Annotated in this window: 18 protein-coding genes and 4 pseudogenes; 13 read left to right on the forward strand and 9 right to left on the reverse strand. The window is 67.8% G+C overall.

The features are described 5' to 3' along the window. Positions 1–312 precede the first annotated feature (312 nt). Positions 313–837: a CGNR zinc finger domain-containing protein gene (locus OM98_RS08315; protein WP_010534155.1), complete on the reverse strand. Its 525-nt coding sequence runs from the start codon at positions 835–837 to the stop codon at positions 313–315. Positions 838–1,112: 275 nt separating this feature from the next. Here OM98_RS08315 and OM98_RS08325 point away from each other — a divergent pair. The 7 genes and pseudogenes from OM98_RS08325 to OM98_RS15590 form a co-directional block, all read left to right on the forward strand. After that, positions 1,113–1,391 (forward strand): annotated as a pseudogene (locus OM98_RS08325) (transposase); the annotation flags it as partial. Between the two features lie 217 nt (positions 1,392–1,608). Then, entirely contained in the window at positions 1,609–2,709 is a 1,101-nt protein-coding gene (locus tag OM98_RS08330) for an IS110 family RNA-guided transposase (protein WP_010534158.1), read from the forward strand. Between the two features lie 28 nt (positions 2,710–2,737). Continuing rightward, a pseudogene (locus OM98_RS08335) lies at positions 2,738–3,433 on the forward strand (DDE-type integrase/transposase/recombinase); the annotation flags it as partial. 134 nt (positions 3,434–3,567) lie between these two features. Then, complete coding sequence (locus OM98_RS08340) at positions 3,568–4,917, forward strand: IS30 family transposase (protein WP_425358399.1); 1,350 nt, start codon at positions 3,568–3,570, stop codon at positions 4,915–4,917. Between the two features lies 1 nt (position 4,918). Continuing rightward, positions 4,919–5,233 (forward strand): annotated as a pseudogene (locus OM98_RS15585) (transposase); the annotation flags it as partial. 25 nt (positions 5,234–5,258) lie between these two features. After that, positions 5,259–6,596, forward strand: a pseudogene (locus OM98_RS14535) (IS256 family transposase). 262 nt (positions 6,597–6,858) lie between these two features. Continuing rightward, a complete protein-coding gene (locus OM98_RS15590) occupies positions 6,859–7,851 on the forward strand; it encodes a DUF2599 domain-containing protein (protein ID WP_139017657.1) in 993 nt (330 codons plus the stop codon). Between the two features lie 521 nt (positions 7,852–8,372). Here the strand turns inward: OM98_RS15590 and OM98_RS08355 are convergent. Next, entirely contained in the window at positions 8,373–9,407 is a 1,035-nt protein-coding gene (locus OM98_RS08355; protein WP_029362777.1) for an IS30 family transposase, read from the reverse strand. An 87-nt stretch (positions 9,408–9,494) separates the two neighbouring features. Then, complete coding sequence (locus OM98_RS08360; RefSeq protein WP_029362778.1) at positions 9,495–9,692, reverse strand: hypothetical protein; 198 nt, start codon at positions 9,690–9,692, stop codon at positions 9,495–9,497. A gap of 240 nt (positions 9,693–9,932) precedes the next feature. Between OM98_RS08360 and OM98_RS08365 the strand changes: the two genes are divergently transcribed. Continuing rightward, positions 9,933–11,243: an ISL3 family transposase gene (locus OM98_RS08365; protein WP_010534166.1), complete on the forward strand. Its 1,311-nt coding sequence runs from the start codon at positions 9,933–9,935 to the stop codon at positions 11,241–11,243. 156 nt (positions 11,244–11,399) lie between these two features. Here OM98_RS08365 and OM98_RS08370 read toward each other — a convergent pair whose 3' ends face one another. Both OM98_RS08370 and OM98_RS08375 read right to left on the reverse strand, forming a co-directional pair. Continuing rightward, positions 11,400–11,819: an SRPBCC family protein gene (locus OM98_RS08370; protein WP_010534167.1), complete on the reverse strand. Its 420-nt coding sequence runs from the start codon at positions 11,817–11,819 to the stop codon at positions 11,400–11,402. Continuing rightward, entirely contained in the window at positions 11,816–12,142 is a 327-nt protein-coding gene (locus OM98_RS08375) for a hypothetical protein (RefSeq protein ID WP_010534168.1), read from the reverse strand. Before OM98_RS08375 ends, OM98_RS08370 begins: the two co-directional genes overlap by 4 nt. Before the next feature lie 160 nt (positions 12,143–12,302). On the opposite strand from OM98_RS08375, the gene OM98_RS08380 reads away from it, so the two are divergent. Both OM98_RS08380 and OM98_RS08385 read left to right on the forward strand, forming a co-directional pair. Next, on the forward strand, positions 12,303–12,809 hold the full coding sequence (locus OM98_RS08380) for a GNAT family N-acetyltransferase (protein ID WP_010534169.1): 507 nt from the start codon (positions 12,303–12,305) through the stop codon (positions 12,807–12,809). A 151-nt stretch (positions 12,810–12,960) separates the two neighbouring features. Further along, positions 12,961–13,380, forward strand: coding sequence for a VOC family protein (locus OM98_RS08385; protein ID WP_010534170.1), 420 nt, complete (start codon positions 12,961–12,963; stop codon positions 13,378–13,380). Positions 13,381–13,432: 52 nt separating this feature from the next. Here the strand turns inward: OM98_RS08385 and OM98_RS08390 are convergent, their stop codons facing one another. Together OM98_RS08390 and OM98_RS08395 are read right to left on the reverse strand one after the other, a co-directional pair. Continuing rightward, entirely contained in the window at positions 13,433–14,254 is an 822-nt protein-coding gene (locus tag OM98_RS08390) for a spermidine synthase (RefSeq protein ID WP_029362779.1), read from the reverse strand. After that, entirely contained in the window at positions 14,244–15,281 is a 1,038-nt protein-coding gene (locus OM98_RS08395; protein WP_050812656.1) for a nitronate monooxygenase, read from the reverse strand. The genes OM98_RS08390 and OM98_RS08395 overlap by 11 nt, the downstream gene beginning before the upstream one ends. Before the next feature lie 23 nt (positions 15,282–15,304). Here OM98_RS08395 and OM98_RS08400 point away from each other — a divergent pair, with 23 nt between their 5' ends. Genes OM98_RS08400 through fmdA form a run of 3 tightly spaced genes read left to right on the forward strand, consistent with a single transcriptional unit; the run spans position 15,305 to position 17,516 of the window. Beyond that, positions 15,305–15,874 carry an alpha/beta hydrolase gene (locus OM98_RS08400; protein WP_010534173.1) on the forward strand — a complete coding sequence of 190 codons (570 nt, stop codon included), beginning with the start codon at positions 15,305–15,307 and terminating at the stop codon, positions 15,872–15,874. 41 nt (positions 15,875–15,915) lie between these two features. Next, positions 15,916–16,200, forward strand: a complete 285-nt coding sequence (locus OM98_RS08405) for an FmdB family zinc ribbon protein (protein WP_010534174.1) — start codon at positions 15,916–15,918, stop codon at positions 16,198–16,200. A 59-nt stretch (positions 16,201–16,259) separates the two neighbouring features. Continuing rightward, on the forward strand, positions 16,260–17,516 hold the full coding sequence (gene fmdA, locus OM98_RS08410; RefSeq protein ID WP_010534175.1) for a formamidase: 1,257 nt from the start codon (positions 16,260–16,262) through the stop codon (positions 17,514–17,516). Here fmdA and OM98_RS16495 read toward each other — a convergent pair. Next, the gene (locus OM98_RS16495) at positions 17,414–18,757 is read right to left on the reverse strand and encodes an endonuclease/exonuclease/phosphatase family protein (RefSeq protein WP_425358397.1); all 1,344 of its coding nucleotides are present in this window, start codon (positions 18,755–18,757) and stop codon (positions 17,414–17,416) included. The genes fmdA and OM98_RS16495 overlap by 103 nt on opposite strands. Further along, positions 18,730–18,885, reverse strand: coding sequence for a hypothetical protein (locus tag OM98_RS15860; RefSeq protein WP_175285967.1), 156 nt, complete (start codon positions 18,883–18,885; stop codon positions 18,730–18,732). Before OM98_RS15860 ends, OM98_RS16495 begins: the two co-directional genes overlap by 28 nt. Positions 18,886–18,968: the final 83 nt, after the last annotated feature.

Here is an 18,968-nt window from a genome sequence, read left to right on the forward strand (position 1 = left end):
CGCGACCGGTGTGGCGTACGCGGCAGCCGACGCGGAGGTCCAGCGTTCGCTGATGCCCCCGAAGCGCCTGTTTCGCAGCCTCGCGGGGGAGTCGCCCGTGCAGGCGGCGGAGCGGATCTGGATGCCACTCGTCCGAGCCGGGGAGTGCCATCGACAGGGCTGCCGGACCACCGCGGGGTCGCAAGGCCCTGATAATCCCCGCGCGTCCATCCTGATCGGATCCGAGCGGAGGGGACGGGGGCGTCATTGCAGGGTAGCGGTGCACCTCCTTGCGCCTCTGCTTTCACCGTCCAGGTCTGGCTCGACAAGAAATCAGTCGCGACGGCTCCGTGCGCGGTGGCGGCGGACGGCGTCTCTGCTGGCACCCCGTGGAGAGCAGCAGCGCTGGGTCCCGTTGCGCGAGGTATCGACGATCACGCGCCGACAGGGCGTGGAGCCGCAGCGTCCGAGGCGGGTGATGCCGCGCGTGGTCAGGTGGATCGCCGTGCCCACGGCGATCACCGAGCGCAGGACCACCGGGAGGTCGTCATCGATGTCGCGGTAATGCAGGTGCCATCCCTCTCCGTCGTGGTCGGTCAGTCGCGGGTAGGCGGTGACGACCGCCATCTGCTCGTTCAACAGGGCGGCGCGGGCCTCGGCACTCGGAGCATTGACGATGAGCAGCCACTGGTCGATGATGTCCCGGCAGCGGGCGTGATCTCCCGGCTGCGCGGGAAAAGGCATGGACATGCCGTGTTCGCGGGTGCGGTCGACGATGCCAGAGCGGTTCGCCGGCCAGTCGTCGGACAAGGACTGTGCGAGGCGGACCGCGTACTCACCGTAAGGGTTGAGATGCACAAGGCCATTACATCAGGGTCGTCCCATGATGACTCCAGCGACGATGTTCCACATTTCCGCGCAGGCCGTGATCGGGAGGGCGGCGGCGCAGGCGATGGTGCTCACCCCGGGACCGAACATGATGTACCTCGCCTCTCGCAGCATCGGGCAGGGCCGACGCGCTGGGCTGGTCTCTGAAGCGCCCCGGGTCACTTTCCATGGCTAGGAAGCCGCCGGCACGGTGAACCGTCCCGGGTTTGATGCCGCTGCTGTTTGAGTCCGGAAGGATGGACAGCATGCCGAAGAAGATCGATCCCCAGCTGCGCGCGAGGTGCGTGCGGCTCGTCAGGGAGCACCAGCAGGAGTACCCCACCCTGACGGCCGCTGTCGCCGCGGTGGCCCGCCAGGAGGGCGTCTCGCGGGAGTCCGTGCGCCGCTGGCTGGCCGAGGCCGAGGTCGACGACGGGACCCGCCCCGGCATCACGAGTGAGGAGTCTGCCGAGGTCAAGCGTCTGAAGGCCGAGAACAAGCGGCTGCGGGAGGACAACGAGATCCTCCGCCGGGCCTCGATTTTCTTCGCGTCAGTACCAGACTGAGGGTGTCCCGGCGGGGCTGGCTCGTTTATTCGCTGCTTTCGTAGCTTGTCCGCGATGTGCCGTCCCGCCGGGGCCCGCGGTGCTGGAAGTGGGCGTGGCCTGATAGGAGCCTGCTGGATCGAATGCCCAACTGAGTCGTGCCCGTCTGCGTTCGGCACCGCAGCTCGAGCAGTACCGGACTGGGAAAGGGACTGTCATGACTGTCATCGGGATCGACGCTCACAAGGACTGGCACACGCTCGTCGCGGTGGACGAGGTGGGCCGGAGGATCAAAGAGCTCACGGTCGAAGCACGTGCCGTGGGGCATCGGAAGATCTTGACCTGGCTGGAAGGCTTCGAGACCGTCACCGTCGCGGTCGAGGACTGCCGCCACCTGACCCGTCGGCTCGAGGCTGACCTGCTCGAGGCCGGCCATCGAGTCGTTCGCGTGCACACCAGGTTGATGGCTGGCATGAGGCGCAGCAGCCGGGAACGCGGCAAATCGGATCCTATTGATGCGGAAGCCGTGGCCCGGGTAGCACTTCGCGAAGAGGGATTGCCGACCGCTGAGCTGCCGGGCACTTCCCGGGACATCAAGCTTCTGTCGGACCATCGCAGGAGCCTGGTTGCACGGCGCACAGCGATGCAGTCCAAGGCACGCTGGTTCCTCCACGAAATCGATCCTGAGCTGGAGATTCCCTCTCGTGCTCTGCGCCGGTACCACCTCCTGGACGAGCTGGTCGAGTACCTGGCGACAGCTGACGGAGCGGTCGCCGAGATCGCTCGCGACCTGCTGGTCGATATTCGCGAGCTGACAGTCAGGATCAACACGCTCGAGAGCCGCTTGAGCCGGCTGGTGCGGGCCGACCATCCCTCACTGGTCGCTGTCCCGGGCATGGGTACCTTGGGCGCAGCGATGATCATTGGCGAGACAGCGGGGATCGCCAGGTTTCGCTCCCGCGATGCCTACGCAAGATTCAACGGCACTGCGCCGATCCCGGTCTGGTCAGGGAACAAGGTGCGTGTTCGACTCTCGCGTGGAGGGAACCGCACGATCAACACCGCCCTGCACATGGCTGCCCTCACTCAGATTCGAATAGGCGCGGAAGGCGCCACCTACTACGACAAGCTCATTGCCGCCGGCAAGACTCGCAAAGAGGCGCTGCGGCTCCTACGACGTCGACTCTCAGATCGCATCTACGCCGCGCAGAGGGCCGACCTGGCCCCTGTCACCCAGACGCCCGAGGGTGGTGCCCCATTGGAGGAGCAGTCGCCGATCGAGCATCCTGCGTCGTCGATGCCGCTCATGGCCGCCTGAGCGATCCAACTTGACATAGGAGCATCGGGGAGCTCGACCCCCGCGGCCGCTGATCTGTGCCTTCATCGACGAGATGCGCCCCGAAGGCTATGCAGTCGAGTCGATCCTGAGGGTCCTGCGCCAGCAGGGCCTCGTGATCGCTGCACGCACCTACCGGGCCTGGAAACGCCCGGCCCGGATCGCGGCCCGCACCGTCACCGACGCCCTGGTCGAGAACAAGATCCGCGACCTCGCCTGGATGCCCAACCCGGTCACCAGGCAGGTCCAGATGACGCCGGAGGGCCTGTATGGCCGCCGGAAATGGACCGCTCTGCTGCGTCGCCAGGACGGCCTCGCGGGCACGTCCCGTGGGGCAGTGGACCGGGCGATGCGGACCCTCGGCCTCGAGGGCATCCGACGGGCGAAGAAGCTCCGCACCACCATCCCCGACCCTGACGGGAAACGGGCAGGTGACCTGCTGAACCGAGACTTCACCGCAGCGGCCCCGAACCGGGTCTGGGTCACAGATTTCACCTACGTCCGCACCTGGGCAGGGTTCGTCTACGTCGCGTTCATCGTGGACGTCTTCGCCCAGCGGATCATCGACTGGCACGCCAGCTCCAGCAAGAAGGTCGACCTGGTGATGACCCCGCTGCGCATCGCCCTGTGTCAGCGGGAACGAGAGGGAAACCGGGTCTCACCAGGTGATTTGATCCATCACAGCGATGCCGGATCTCAAGGCGGATTCAACAGGTCGTCGCAACACCTTGATGTCGGAGGTGTTCGAGCATGGCCACAAAGGACTGGACCAAGAAGACGAGCGACGCGGCAGAGGAGCTTCGTCGGCAATGGCGTGCTGACCGGGCGCTGAGACCGCCGATGCGCTCGCCCGGACGTCCAGACCCGTCCCGGGAGGTGCAACGGCAGTTCTGGCGTCTGATCGCCACGGGCATCACGTCGGCAGAAGCGGCGCTCGCGGTCGGCGTGTCCGTGCCGGTCGGGTCCCGCTGGTTTCGCCACGCTGGCGGCATGCCGCCCATCTCGCTTGCTGAGCCCACCGGCCGATACCTGAGCTTCGAGGAACGCGAGGAGATCGCCATCCTGCACGCCCAGGACAAGGGCGTTCGCGAGATCTCCCGCGTGATCGGGCGTGACCCCGGAACCGTCTCACGCGAGCTGCGCCGCAACGCGGCGACTCGTGGCGGGAAGCTGGAGTACCGGGCCACGGTCGCCCAGTGGAAGGCGCAGCAGGCGGCCAAGCGGCCCAAGGTCGCGAAGCTTCTCAAGAACGAGAACTTGCGCCAATACGTCCACGAGCGGCTCGCCGGCGATGTTCGCCGGCCCGACGGCACGATCGTCACGGGCCCCACCCCGGCCCCGTGGAAGGGGCTGAACAAGCCGCACCGAGCGGACCGGCGGTGGTCGCTGGCCTGGAGCCCGGAACAGATCTCTCAGCGCCTGAAGCTCGACTTCCCCGATGATGAGTCCATGCGCATCAGCCACGAGGCGATCTACCAGTCGCTGTTCATCGAGGGCCGGGGGGCGCTCCAGCGAGAACTGGTCACCTGTCTTCGCACCGGTCGCGCGTTACGGCGTCCCCGGGCCCGGTCACGGAACAAGCCCGGTGGGCATGTCACGGCCGATGTGATCCTCAGCGAACGCCCCGCGGAAGCCGAGGACCGCGCCGTGCCCGGTCACTGGGAAGGCGACTTGATCATCGGCACAGGCAGGTCGGCGATCGGGACGATCGTTGAGCGCAGCAGCCGCTCAACGATCCTGGTCCACTTGCCCCGCATGGAGGGCTGGGCAGAGAAACCCCATGTAAAGAACGGGCCATCGCTGGGCGGCTACGGGGCCGTCGCGATGAACGCGGCGCTGAGTGCATCGATCACCACGCTGCCCGAACAGCTGCGCAAGACCCTAACCTGGGATCGCGGGAAGGAGCTCTCGGGGCACGCGCAGTTCGCGATGCAGACCGGCACGAAGGTGTTCTTCGCAGACCCCCATTCACCGTGGCAGCGACCGACGAACGAGAACACCAACGGCCTGCTCCGCCAGTACTTCCCCAAAGGCACAGACCTCTCGCGATGGTCCGCCGGGGACCTCGAGGCCGTCGCTCACGCACTCAACAACCGCCCCCGAAAGGTCCTCCAGTGGAAGACACCCGCCGAAGTTTTCGAAGAGCAACTACGCTCGCTACAACAACCCGGTGTTGCAACGACTGGTTGAGCCCACGCAATACACCGCCATTCGACTGACCGAGCTTCTCGCCCTTGAAGGGATCGCCCCGGCGATCGGGACCGTCGGCGACGCCTTCGATAACGCGCTGATGGAGACGATCAACGGGCTCTACAAGACCGAGTGCATCCGCACCACCGTCTTCCACGCCGGCCCCTTCCGCACCCTCGCGGACGTCGAGTTCGCAACCGCCGGCTGGGTCAACTGGTACAACAACCGCCGCCTCCACGGCTCCCTCGGAATGCTCACCCCGGTAGAGTCCGAGACGCTCCACTACGAGGCCCTCACCCGAGAGCCCCACCCCGCAAAGTCGCGGCAGAGAACCCGGGCCGATTCAGAAGACGCCGGGTGGGCCTTCGGGCCAGGACCTGGTCGAGCAGTTGAAGGAAGCGGGGCAGCTGGACGCGCCGTTCGCTCAGATCGACGCCGGCCAGGTCGAGCTGACCGGGGACGGTGGGTTCGTGCCCGCGCTGGTCAAGGCCGCGCTCGAGCGGGGCCTGCAGGCGGAGCTGAGCAGCCATCTCGGCTACGAGTAGGGCTCCGACGACGCGTCGAAGCACGCCAACTCGCGTAATGGGACGACGCAAAAGACGATGGATTACGAGGTCGGGCCGATCGCGCTGGACGTCCCCAGGGACCGTGCTGGCTCGTTCACGCCACGCCTGGTTCCGAAAGGCCAGCGGCGCCTGGGAGGCCTCGATGACATGATCATCAGCCTCTACGCCAGCGGGATGACGAAGCGGGACATCCAGCACCATCTGGCATCCACGCTGGGCACGGACCTGTCGCACGAGACGATCTCGAACATCACCGACGCGGTCCTCGAGGAAGTCGCCGCGTGGCTAGCGAGGCCGCTGGAGGAGTTCGATCCCGTCCTTTACCTCGACGCGATCCGGATCAAGATCCGGGAGAACAGCCAGGTCATCAGCCGCGCGGCGAATATCGCGGTCGGCGTGGACCTCGACGGGATCAAGCACGTGCTGGGGATCTGGGTCCAGGACGCCGAGGGGTCGGCGTTCTGGGCCCAGGTCTGCGCTGACCTGGCCAATTGCGTTGTGCGGGACGTGCTGATCGTGTGCTGCGACGGCCTGAAGGGCCTGCCGGAAGCGGTCGAGGCGACGTGGCCGGACTCGATGGTCCAGACCTGCGTGGTCCACCTGATCCGCGCCGCCACGCGGTTCGTGGCCTACCAGGATCGCAAGAAGGTCGCTGCCGCGTTGAAGCCGATCTACACCGCCGCGAGCGAGGACGCGGCCTGGACGGCGCTGGTGGAGTTCGAGGCTTCGCCGCTGAGGCAGAAGTACCCCCAGGCGGTGATGACCTGGAAGAACTCGTGGGACCGGTTCACCCCGTTCCTCCAGTTCCCGCCGATGCTGCGGAAGGTCATCTACACGACCAACGCCATCGAGTCGTTGAACTACCAGCTGCGGAAGGTCACGAAGAACCGGGGCCACTTCCCCTCGACGGACGCGGTCGTGAAGCTGCTCTGGCTGGCGATCTGCAACATCGAGGACAAACGCGCCGCCGGTCGTGCCAGGGACCGCGGCGAGCCCGCGAACGAGCGGAAGGCCCAGGGGCGGCTCGTCGAGGGCCAGGTCGTCACGAAGTGGAAGCAGGCCCTCGCCCAACTTGCCGCTGCCTACCCCGACCGGATCACCCCCTACCTGTGAACACCCCGCTTACACAGACAAATTGACAAGCCCCCTGGCTGCGACACAGAACGGAACCCAGAGCGCTTCAACCCGAAAGTCACGTCGACCGGGAGTGTTGCTTCGGCACCGTGAGACGATCGAGTGTAGATACACGCTACTAAGCGATAGTCAAGCCTTCAAATATTCAATCGATACACACCTCCGAGAAAAAGTCAAGCCTTTACATGTCCGATCGGCAGATGCAAGCTTCGAGCAGCAGAACCTTCCCAGCATCACTTCCATGAAAGTTGAAAAAATGAGAAAAGCTAGAATTGCATGCCTGACACTTGTCGGGGTCATGGCGACGACCACGATGGGCCTTGGGGTCGCGAGTGCAGAGCAACCGGAGGTGACTGATCAAGTCCTCGCCGCGGTTGGTGGAGGCGTCATCGACGGTAATATTGACGTAAAGAGTGAAGCCAACAGTTTCTCAGGCGAGGCAGGCGATGGTTCCACAGTGCACATCCCAATCAAGGGCGAGGAGGGTATTGTTCTGAGCTCCGCCGACGAGGACCTGTCTGATCTAGCCCTTGTTCTTCCCGACGGTGACAATGTTGATTCAGCAGAAGAGTCCGACCTTGGAGGCGTGAGATTTGAGAACAGTGATGGCACTAGCAGTACCGTACTTCCAAAGGATGATGGATCAGTTCAGGTTGCTACCGTCATTCCAGACTCGAATTCTCCACGTAGCTTCACCTATGAGATTCACGGCAGCTCTGGAGGCTCCCTCGTCCTCGAGAGCGACGGTAGCGTTTCTGTGCTAGATGCCAGCGGCGAATGGGAGGGTGGGGTGAGTGCGCCATGGGCCACGGATGCGGATGGAAATTCCGTGCCAACCAGTTACACGGTGGACGGGAATCGGCTTACTCAGCACGTGGAATTTTCAGAGGAAACGGCGTTTCCGGTTGTTGCTGACCCTTGGTTGGGTAAGGCTCTCATAAAGAAGGCCGTTTGGGCCAATGGCCTATGGAAGTATAGTCCCACCCTCAAGGTGTACCCGACAACGTGGGGCCGCTGGACCGGAGCCGGGGCGCGGTGGTCAGCCTGGAAAGAGACCCTTGATAAGACACCTCGCAGAGGGCACCCGAATCCCAACACTACCACAATGAAACTGCAATTCTACTGCCATTTCGACGTCGTTCGATACCGAGCCCCGAACAAGGAAAGTTGGAATCTGGACACCAAGATCCCTAATCGTGGATACACGGGTTTTGTTAAGAATGGATGCAACTGACATGAATACAGTCCGCCGAATCCCTTTATTTCTCGGTGCTGCCGCGGGAGCCTCTCTCGTGATACTCAATGTAGTCACCGCCACTTTTTACCTGCTCTGGATGGGTGCTGACCAATGGTTGGTTAATCGGTCTGAAAGTGGTGGCGGATTCGACCCCAGTCAACTTCCTCCGTACACTCATGCTACTTGGTTCGCCGCACATGCCACCATGCTTTCGCTCGTGGTCCTGGATGTAATTGCCGTCGCGGCAGTCGTTCTTCTCATTCGTGGAAACCGAAGGCAAGCAGATGCCCCGGCAGCTGTCAATCTCCCACATCCTTCTGTGCACCAGGCCTGATGAAGGCTGAAGGGGAGTTGGGGTGTCACTCTCTAGTGAAGGCGTCCGTGATGACTGTGAATTACTCCGACTCCGATGGGGTTTTGATCCCACGAGATATCTTGGTGTGACATCTTGGGGCATCGTTCGCTGATGTCTCGGAACATCGTTCATGAAGAAGGGCCCCGACTCCTGCCGGGTGGTGTCAAAGCGTCGAAGCAACATGGGGCTCGCCGGCCAGTAGTCGAGTGAATGATTCTGTCGGTGTCAGGAAGCCGAGCCGGCGGCGGGGGCGGTTGTTGATCTCCTCCGCGATCGTGGTGAGGTAGGGCTGGTGATCGGGGATCGCGGTTCCCTTGGGCAAGTACTCGCGGTAGAGCCGGTTGGTGTTCTCGTTGGACGGTCGTTGCCACGGGGAGTGGGGGTCGGCGAAGTAGACCGGCATCGACGTGGCCAGGGAGACCTTCGCGTGCTGAGCCATTTCGCTGCCCTGGTCCCAGGCCAGCGAGGTTCGCATCATCTCGGGCAGCTCGTTGAAGTACTCGATGACCGCGTCCGCTGTCGTCTCGGCGTGCTTCGAGGGCAGGGCCAGCAGGCCGGTGAACCCGCTCATCCGCTCCACCAGCGTCGCCGCGCATGAGGTGCCGTTCTTCCCGATGATCAGGTCGCCCTCCCAGTGCCCGGGCACGCGTCGCTCAGCGGCGTCCTCGCCCCGCTCGCTCAGCGGCACCATCCCCACGATCGGCCCGCCCCGAGACCGGCCGGTCGTGCGGGGCTTGCGCCGAGTGCGCTTGGACTGCAGGAAGATGCCGCGCCGGGCGAGCTCGCCTTTGGGGATGGCGTAGATGTACTGGTAAATCGCTTCGCCGGAGACCGTGCGGCCCTGCGCGTCGGGTGAGTTCGCCACACGGCCAACAGTCGGGTCTGTGGCTTCCAGACGCAAGCGACCCGCGATCTCGTTCGGCGTCCACGACGCGGCCAGATCCGCCTCCACCCGCGCCTTCAGCACCGGATCTCTGGCGACCTTCCGCTGCTGCGGACGCGCCCGGCGACGCTGCGCGGCCACGTCCGCGGTGACGGCCTGATAGCCGCGGGTCTTCGTCGTGTTCCGCCGGATCTCCCGCGAGACCACAGACGGACATCGGCCCAGGTGACGAGCGATTCTCCGCACGCCCCACCCTGCCTTCGACGCGGTGGAAATCTCCGACCGCTCACCAAACGACAACCCCACCCGCGCCATCAGCACCCTCACCCGTCGATACCCCCACCGACCGGGAGTGTTGCTACGACGCTATGACACCGCCCCGGGGTCCTTCTTCTTTGGCTGTCATCCGCGGGCGGGGTCGATGGAGAACTCAGCAAGGATGGTGTCGGTGTCGGTGTCGGTGTCGGTGTCGGTGTCGAGGTCGGCGACGAGGACTGAATCGCCGCGGGGTTGTTTGAGGCCCGCTAGTGCGGTGTCGGCGTTCACCGGCACGGGCTGGTTGTGATGGTAGATGTCCTCGAGCTCGACGGGCGTGATCATGCCAATCTCGCTGTGGAGGCGCCGGTGACTTATTAAGGAGATGCACTTTGTGGTCGCGATCTTGAGATCGTCGATGATTCTCCAGGGCCCTCGATTGCGGACCATTTCGGCCTTTGGCAGCGAGTTTAAGGGCTCTTCGCAGATGAGGGTGTAGGAGCTGTCGGCGCGGCAGTGTCGGGATAGGCGTCGAGGCCTCCCGATGATGGAAGTTCTCAAGCTGCCCATCTGGAAGACCTCGACGTGGACAACGCTACCTTCAGCTCGCCGGATCTCGACGCGTTCTGCATGCTCGACCGCCTCGGCCTCACAGCCCCCGGACAACGCCTCGAACAAGACCAGGCTGTGCTGCAGTGCCGCTCCCGCGAGCCCGACCCGTGGTGCCGAGCCTGCGGGACCAAGGGCGTCGCAGTGGGCATGGTCCCTCGTCCCCTCGCTCATGGCCCTCTGGGGTGGCGACCCACGCTCCTGCAAGTCAGGGTCCGCCGCTACCGCTGCGAGCACTGCCAGCTGGTCTGGCGCGAAGACCTCGACCAGGCCGCTGCTCCCCGCTCGAAACTGACCCGCCACGCAGTCCTGTGGGCGCTGAAAGCACTGGTCATGGACCGCATGTCGATCTCCCGGATCGCCACGGCACTTGGCGTTGCCTGGCACACCGTGAACACTGCCGTCCTCGACCTCGGCCACCAGCTGCTCATCGATGACCCGTCCCGGTTCGACGGGGTCCGAGTGATCGGCGTGGACGAGCACGTGTGGCGCCACGCCCCGGGCAGGGACCGCTTCGTCACCGTCATCATCGACCTCACCCCTATCCGCGAGGCGACCGGCCCCTCCCGGCTGCTGGACATGGTGCCGGGCCGCTCGAAGAAGGTCCTCGCGACCTGGCTGAACGAGCAACCGCCCGGGTTCCGGGACGGGGTCGAGGTGGTCGCGATGGATGGGTTCACGGGCTTCAAGACCGCCGCGGCTGAGCAGCTGCCCGCTGCGGTCGCGGTGATGGACCCCTTCCACGTGGTCGCACTGGCAGGGGATGCCCTGGACCGGTGCCGGCAACGCATCCAGCAACAGACGCGCGGGCATCGGGGGCGTTCCGGGGACCCGCTCTACGGCATCCGCCGCACGCTACGGACCGGGGTGGACTTGCTGACCGGCCGGCATTGCGACCGTCTTACCAGCGTCTTCGCGACGGATCAGCATGCGGCGGTGGAGGCGACCTGGGGGATCTACCAGAGGATCGTGCAGGCCAACCGCCGCGACAACCGCGCGACAGGGAAGCAGGAACTGAGTTCGGTGATCAGTGCCCTCGCCAAGGACGTCCCGGCCGCGCTGAGCGAGGTCACCACGCTGGGCCGGACCCTGAAACGCCGAGCCGAGGACGTCCTGGCCTACTTCGACCGTCCCGGCACCAGCAACGGCCCCACGGAGGCGATCAATGGCCGGCTCGAGCACCTCCGCGGCACCGCCCTGGGCTTCCGCAACCTCGCCCACTACATCACCCGCGCCCTGCTCGACACCGGAGGCTTCAGACCCGCCCAACACCCTCAATTGCGATGAGCCCGTATAGGCACCCGCCGACACCGCACCTGCAAACCCCTTCCACCTCTGGGGTGAATCCCATCTTGACCCCGGCAGAACTGCATGAGAACGGCAGCGCGAATCCGCGGTGTGCCGCGCCGAAAGAAGGGAGGGCCGAGCACGCGTGCCGGGCGCCTAGCTCAAGGAGGAAACCTGTCGGCCGAGCTCCGCGAGGTCCGCGGCGACGGCGTCGATGTCGGAGGCGAACTCCTCCTCGCTCATGGTGCCGCGGCGGATGGTGAAGACGGCCTCGCTGCGTCCCTCGTCCAGCGGCAGCACCCGCAGCGGGTTCAGCACGGACTCGCCGGAGGGTAGCGTCACCGTGTGGTCAAGCACGCCGTAGGGGTTCTCGGGGACGAAGCTGACCAGGACCTTGCCCATCGGGGAGGTCATCGACCACTGCTCGACCTCTCGCTGCACCTCTCCGCCGGCGAGCCCAGCGGCCCACCGCGGCAGGTTCCGCGGGTCCACGGCGAAGGCGTACACCTCCTGCCAGGGGGCGTCGATCACCTGGGAGACGTGACGGCTGACGGGGCTCTGCGATGCGTCGCTCATGGCCCGACCGTAGCAACCCTGCTGGGCCCCGCGGCCCGCAGCTCCTCGAGCACGGCGGCCACCAGGGCGGGGATGCTGCGCGGCTCGCGCACCCGGACACGATCTCCTTGCGGCACGACGATCACCCAGCGGGCGGCGCCGCGGCGGGGCAGGCGCCCCACCTCGAGGCTGCGCCCGTCGGGCAGCGGCACGATCAGTGCGCCGCTCGGGCCGGCGACGACGCGCCGGGCCAGCTCGGGACGTTCCCGGGCGAGCAGCGCATGGATGCGTTCGCGTTCGTGGTGCACGCGGTCTGGTGGGGCGGTCGGTGCGGTCAGCGTCATGGTTCCTCCTCCCCGGCGCTTCCCCGGTCCCGGTGGTCCGGGCTCGGTCCCGACGCTAGGAGAGGGCTCCGACGAACGAACGAGCCGTGGAGCAGTTCCTCCGTGGTCAGGACGTCAGCGATCACCGCGCGAATCTCTCGGTGTCTCGTAGGATCGACGAATGCGTGATACTCGCTCATCCTCTGCCGATGGTGGAGAGCTCTCGACCCCCGTAGTACTTGGCCTCGCTGACGCAGGCGAGGTCCTCACGCTTCAGCGCGCGGCGTATCTCACCGAAGCCGCTGCGCATCACGACTTCAGCCTCCCGCCGCTGACGCAGACCCTTGCGGAGCTCGAGGAGGAGCTGACCGACTCCGCGGTGACGGCGCTCGGCATTCGCGTCGTCGGCCGACTCGTGGGAGCAGTACGCGTGCGCCGTGCTGCGAGCGTGGTCGAGCTCGGTCGGCTCATCGTCGCGCCTGACTGGCAGGGTCACGGCGTCGGGACCCGGCTCCTGCTCCGCGCCGAGACCGTGCATCCCGAGGCGAGCGAAATGCGTCTCTTCACCGGTGAGCACAGCACCGCCAATATTCGTCTCTACACGCGCCATGGCTACCACGAGACGCGCAGAACTCCGGCGGGTAGTTACCACCTCGTCCACTTCGCCAAGGTGCTCCCATCACGCTGATGTGCCGGTAGTCCCTCACGACTCCCGACGTTCCGCGATCTGCAAGAATCCCAGAAGCAATCCGTTCACGACCGGACGACGACCTCTTGCGCCCCACGCTGAGTGCGTCCAGAACGTCGAGGCGGAAGTCCTCGACTCGAAGGAGAGCATCGTGAAGCTGCGCTGGTACACCGTCGTCATCGACTGCCTGGACCCCCACGCCCAGGCCCGCTGGTGGGCCGGGGCTCTCGACGGGCAGATCGTCTACGAGGCGGACGACGAGGTCGTCGTGATCCCGGGTGGCCTGCCCGAAGGCTACGACCACACCGTCCCGATCCCCGCCGAGCAGTGGCACCGCCAGCAGCCCGGCCTGGTCTTCGTGACCGTGCCCGAGGGCAAGGAGGTCAAGAACCGCCTGCACCTCGATCTCGCCCCGCACACCGAGGACGACCGCGAGGCGCAGATCCGGCGGCTGCTGGACTCCGGGGCCACGCGGGTCGACGTCGGACAGGACGAGCAGCAGGTCGGGTGGACGGTGCTCGCGGACCCCGAGGGCAACGAGTTCTGCGTGCTCTCCTCGCGGAGCACCTGAGCGGACGTCCCCGGGACGGCTGACGTCGGGTCGGGGCCGTTCGCGGCCCGCGTCAGCGCAGCCGGGAGGCCGCGAGGGCGGCGGAACCCTCGGGGTCCAGCACCGCGGCGGGATGCGGGCCGGCCGCGCGCCAGCGCGCGGCCATGTCCTCGACTGCGGGGGTGCCCAAGGCGCCTCCGGCCAGCAGCACCATGTTCCCGTCCGCGGGATGCTCCAGCAGCGGGGCATGGGTCAGCATCCACACCCCCGCCGTGCCGCACTCCTGCGCCGCAGATTCCAGCTCCCGCAGCTGCCGCGCCAGGAACCGCTGCCCGGCGTCGTCGCCGACGTTGACCAGCAGCAGGCCTTCCGCCGTGAGGTGGCCGAGGGCCTCACGGTAGAAGTCGGCCGCGGCCAGGTGCGGCGGCGACTCCTCACCGGAGAACACGTCCAGCACGATCGCATCGAAGAGCCGCTCCGGCATGCCGGTCAGGGCCTCGCGGGCATCACCGATCACCACCTCCACCTGCGCCCCCGCGGGCAGCGGCAGGGCGCCGGTGACCAGGCTCGGCAACTCCCGCTCGATCTCCACGACGAGCTGCGGCGAGCCCGGCCGGGTGGCCTGCACATACCGGGCCAGGGTGAGGGCGCCGCCCCCGAGGTGCGCCACCTCGATCGGCTCCCCGGCGGGGCGCAGCGTGTCCAGCACGGTCGCGATGCGCTGCAGGTACTCGTGCTGGATGCGGCGCGGATCGGCGAGGTCTACGTGCGACTGCTCGATCCCGCCGATCCTCAGCACCCAGCCGGAGTCCCGGCCGTCCGGCTCGACGCTCGCCTCGACACCGGCGCCGCTCAGGTGCACACGCCGCGATCGTCCCGTGCTCTCAGAGGTCACGGGCGAGCTCCTCGATCACGGTGGCCGCGGGCACCTCGCGGGCGGCACGGAATCCGGTGCCCGCCCAGAGGTGCACCCGCTCCGCATCGCCCTGGGCGGCCGCCGCGGTGCGCAGAGGCTTGGTGAGGTGATGGACGACGGGGTAGGCGGTGGGCGCCTCGTCGTCGTGGTCCTCGACGAAGCGGCTGTGCAGGGCGCGCGCCGGCCGCCCGGTGAAGGCCCGGGTCACGCGGGTGGTAGTGAAGCGGGGGTCGGCGAGGGAGGCCCGGTGGATCGCCGAGGTGCCGGCCTCGACGGTCCGCAGCAGCAGGGTCCCGACCGCGGCGGCCGTCGCCCCCGCGGCGCGCAGCTCCCGCACGGCCTCCGGCCCGTCGACGCCGCCCGCGGCGATCAGCGGCAGCGAGGTCGCCAGGGCGACGGTCCGCAGCACCGTGGCCGTCGACTCCTCGGTGATCGTGCGGTGCGGGTCCCAGGTTCCCGAGTGGCCGCCGGCCCGGGGGCCCTGCACCACCAGGGCATTCGCCCCCGCCTCCTCGGCGGCGCGAGCCTCCCCGGGCGTGGTGACGGTGACCCACACCTGGGTGCCGGCTCGTCGCAGCCGGGAGACGTCGTCCGCTGCGGGCAGGGCGAAGGTGGTGGTGACCAGGGGCACCGGGTCTTCGAGCAGAAGGGCCAGCTTGTCTTCGTAGGCGTCCTCGTCATGCTCGGGGACGGCGCCGAGCTCGGCGCCGAGGGCTTCCAGGTCCGCCGCGAGCGCGGAGCCGTAGCGGTCCACCGCGGCGCGGGAGGCGGCATCCAGCGGCGGTCCGGGCACGAAGAGGTTCACGCCGAACGGCGCCCCCGTCGCCCGGGCCGCGGCGATGCGCTCCGCCAGGGCGTCGGGGGAGAGGTAGCCCCCGGCGACCATGCCGAGCGCCCCGGCACCGTTCATCGCGGCCACCAGCTCCGGGGAGGAGGGGCCGCCCGCCATCGGGGCCGCGACCAGTGGCAGGGGGACTCCGAGGTCGGACAAGGGTGACCAGCTCATGGTCCGGAGCCTACGCTCGCGGGATGCGACTGCTGTTCCTGCATGGTGCCGGCGGTGAGGAGGCCGGACGGGCCCTCGCCGCCGAGCTCGCTGCGGCGGTCGGCGCCGACCCCCTCGTGCCGTCCCTGCCCGCGGAGGACTTCGCCCGCGAGGCGTGGACCGCGCCCATCACGCATGCCCTCGAGGGTCTCGATGCCGAGGACCTGGTGATCGGCCACTCCTTCGGGGCGAGCATGCTGCTGCACGCGCTGGCGGAGCGCCCGGACGTGCCCTGGACCGTGCACCTGCTCGGCATGCCCGACTGGGGTCCGGAGGGCTGGGACGTGCCGGACTACGTGCTCACGCCCGCTGCCGTCGAAGGGCTGTCCGGGATCGCGCTGCACCTGCACCACACCGCCGACGACGAGGTCGTGCCCCTCGCGCACCTCGACCTCCACGCGGCCTGTTTCCCCTCCGCCAGCGTGCACCGCCACCCGGTCGGCGGGCACCTGTTCAACGGGTGCGCCGCGACCGTGCTCGGCCGCGAGGTCTCCTGGTCCCGGCCCTCATCCGCTGACTCCAGGACCGACCCCTCGCGCTCCCGGTGCCCCTGACCTAGTCTGGCCGCACAGACCGGCCCGCCCCGGGAGGCGATATGCCCGTATACGAATTCCGCTGCCAGAACGCTCACCTGCACGAATGCGCCCTGCCGCTGAGCAGCGACCGCCGCGAGGTGCCCTGCCCCGACTGCGGCGGCCCCGCCCGTCGAATGATCAGCGCCCCCGGCATCCACCACCTCGGCTCACCCGCCGCCCGTGCCCTGGACGCCTCCGCCCGCAGCGCCCACGAGCCCACCGTCGTGGACCGCCCACCCGCCGTGGCGAGACCCGGCACCCCGCGCAGCGCGGACCCCCGGCACGCGCGGCTGCCCCGCCCCTGAGGCCCCGAAGACCCGGCGGGGCCGCTCGGAGGGCCCGCCCCTGATGGAGGAGCACGACCATGCCGACGACCATCTTTCCGCTGGACTCCACGACCCCCTTCACCGAGCAGCAGATCCTCGGCCACAACCGCTGGCACCCCGACATCCCACCCGCCGCGAGCGTCCGCCCCGGGGACGCCTTCCGGGTGGACTGCCGCGAGTGGTTCGACGGTTACATCCGCAATGACGACTCCGCCGAGGACATCGCCACCGCACCCCTGAACACCGTGCACTGCCTGTCCGGGCCCTTCCGCGTTGACGGCGCCAAGCCCGGGGACCTGCTGATCGTGGACATCCTCGACGTCGGCCCCATCCCGCAGGAGGACTCCGGTCCGCTGGCCGGCCAGGGCTGGGGCTACACCGGCATCTTCGCCCGGCGCAACGGCGGCAGCTTCCTCACCGAGCAGTTCCCCGACGCCTACAAGGCGGTCTGGGACTTCCGCGGCGACACGGCCACCTCCCGCCATGTGCCCGGGGTCAGCTTCACCGGCATGATCCACCCCGGTCTGATGGGCACGGCCCCCTCGCCCGAGCTGCTCTCCCGCTGGAACGCCCGTGAGCGTGCCCTCATCGAGACCGATCCGAACCGGGTGCCGCCCCTCGCGCTGCCTCCCGAGCCGGACGGAGCCGTGCTCGGCGGTGTGCCGGTGACGGACCTGGAACGCGTCGCCGGGGAGGCCGCGCGCACCGCCCCGCCGCGTGAGAACGGCGGCAACCAGGACATCAAGAACCTGACCAAGGGCACCCGCATCTTCTACCCCGTCTTCGTGGACGGGGCGAACCTCTCCCTCGGCGACCTGCACTTCTCCCAGGGCGACGGGGAGATCACCTTCTGCGGCGGCATCGAGATGGGCGGGTTCATCGACCTGCACGTCGACGTGATCCCCGGTGGGATGGAGAAGTACAACGTCGCCGAGAACGCGATCTTCATGCCCGGGAACACCGCCCCGCAGCACTCGCGGTGGTTGAGCTTCTCCGGCACCTCGGTGACGCTCGACGGCGAGCAGCGCTATCTCGACTCGCACCTCGCCTACCAGCGGGCGTGCCTGCACGCGATTGAGTACCTGACCACCTTCGGCTGGTCCGCCGAGCAGGCCTACCTGCTGCTCGGCGCCGCGCCGATCGAGGGACGGTTCTCCGGCGTGGTCGACATCCCCAACGCCTGCGCGACCGTCTACCTGCCGCTGGACATCTTCGACATCGACATCCGGCCCGGGGCGGGCGAGGTGCCGAGGATCGATCCGGGCATCGGCGCGCCGCGCGCGAGCGTCGGCTGATCCCGAGGATCCGGTCGACAGGGGCGGGCTGAGCATCGACCGACGACCGACGGCGGCGGGTCCGGGAGGAGTCCCGGAGCCGCCGCCGCGTGATCCGCGAGAGACTGCCGGGATGACCGCCCCGACCCCCTTCTGCTCAACGGCGCGCCGCGCCGTGCTGCGCTGAGAGCCTCCGCGCGGCAGGTCCCCGTCGCCTGGTGATCATGGCGCACATGATCGACCTGAACCCGCTCTGGCCCGACTATCTCGGGATCAGCTGGACCGGTGCACTGGGCGTGGTGATCTCCACCATCGTGCTCTACCTGTTCTTCACGCTTCTGGTGAATCTCTCCGGCACCCGGCTGATGGCGACGATGAGCACGGCGAGCTTCGGGGTGCTCGCCGTGGTGGGCGGGGTCAGTGCACGCTCGATGCTCGGAAAGTCGCCGAGGATGCTCGCAGCCCTGCTCGCGCTCAACACGCTGATGGTGATGGATGCGCTGATGGGGACGTTCCGCCGCATCGCGCCGGTCCTGACCGCGGCCGTGCGTCGCCGCCCGAGCGTCGTGATGCTCGAGGGGAGCAGCCGTGCAGAGGCCCTGCGCCGACGTGGGATGACGGAGGTCTGGCTGCACGATCGACTGCGCATCGGGGGAGTGCTCGACCCCGCCCTGCGCGACGGGGGAGACCTGCACCCGCAGCGCTCTGTGGTCGGTGCCCGGGTTCGTCAGGCAGCTCGGCACGGGGCCCTCGACACGAGGGCCGACGATCGCATGGCCGATCCGGGCGAAGGGCGGCACGCTGCGGCCGACGGGCCAGGCCGGCTCCCACAGCCCCACCCCGCGGCCCCGCCTGGGGGCGGCGAGGAAGCCGTCGGCCGTGAGCTCGCGCATCGTGTAATGCTGCGCGATCGCATCGAGGTCCCCGACCAGCAGCAGGTTCTCCTCGGTGTGCGGCGCGACCATCTCGCCGACCGCAGCGGCATCGGCGGTCCATGACTCCGCGCCCATCCGCGGCGGCGCAGTGCGGACCGCCGCGAGGTGCCACAGCGTGCCGTCGATGGTGGTGGTGACGAGGAGGTTGTCGAAGACGGTGCCCTCCGTGGAGTCGACCAGCTCGACCGAGGTGCGGGAGAGCAGCATCGTCCCGCCCGCATCGTCGCGGGCGGTGCCGAAACGATGCGGGAAGGCCTCCAGCAGGCCCGACGTCTCGAGAGCCTCCTCGAACTCCGGCGTCACCTCCTGCAGCGCGATCGCGTCCACCCCTGCTCGGCGAGACGGGTGATCTCGTCGATGTCGGCGCCGCCGTACTCGACGTTCGACGAGAGCACGGTGAGCGTCCCCTCGGGGGCGGCCTGCGGGGTGTCCGACCACTCCGGTCCGAGCAGCATCGGTCAGGCCGTCACCGCTGCGAGCACGAGTGTGAGCGTCGCGGCGCCGAGCACGCCCATCATCAGCAGCACCCAGCCCGCGC

Origin of the sequence: Brachybacterium squillarum M-6-3, assembly GCF_000225825.1 — a bacterium.
Lineage (GTDB): Bacteria > Actinomycetota > Actinomycetes > Actinomycetales > Dermabacteraceae > Brachybacterium > Brachybacterium squillarum.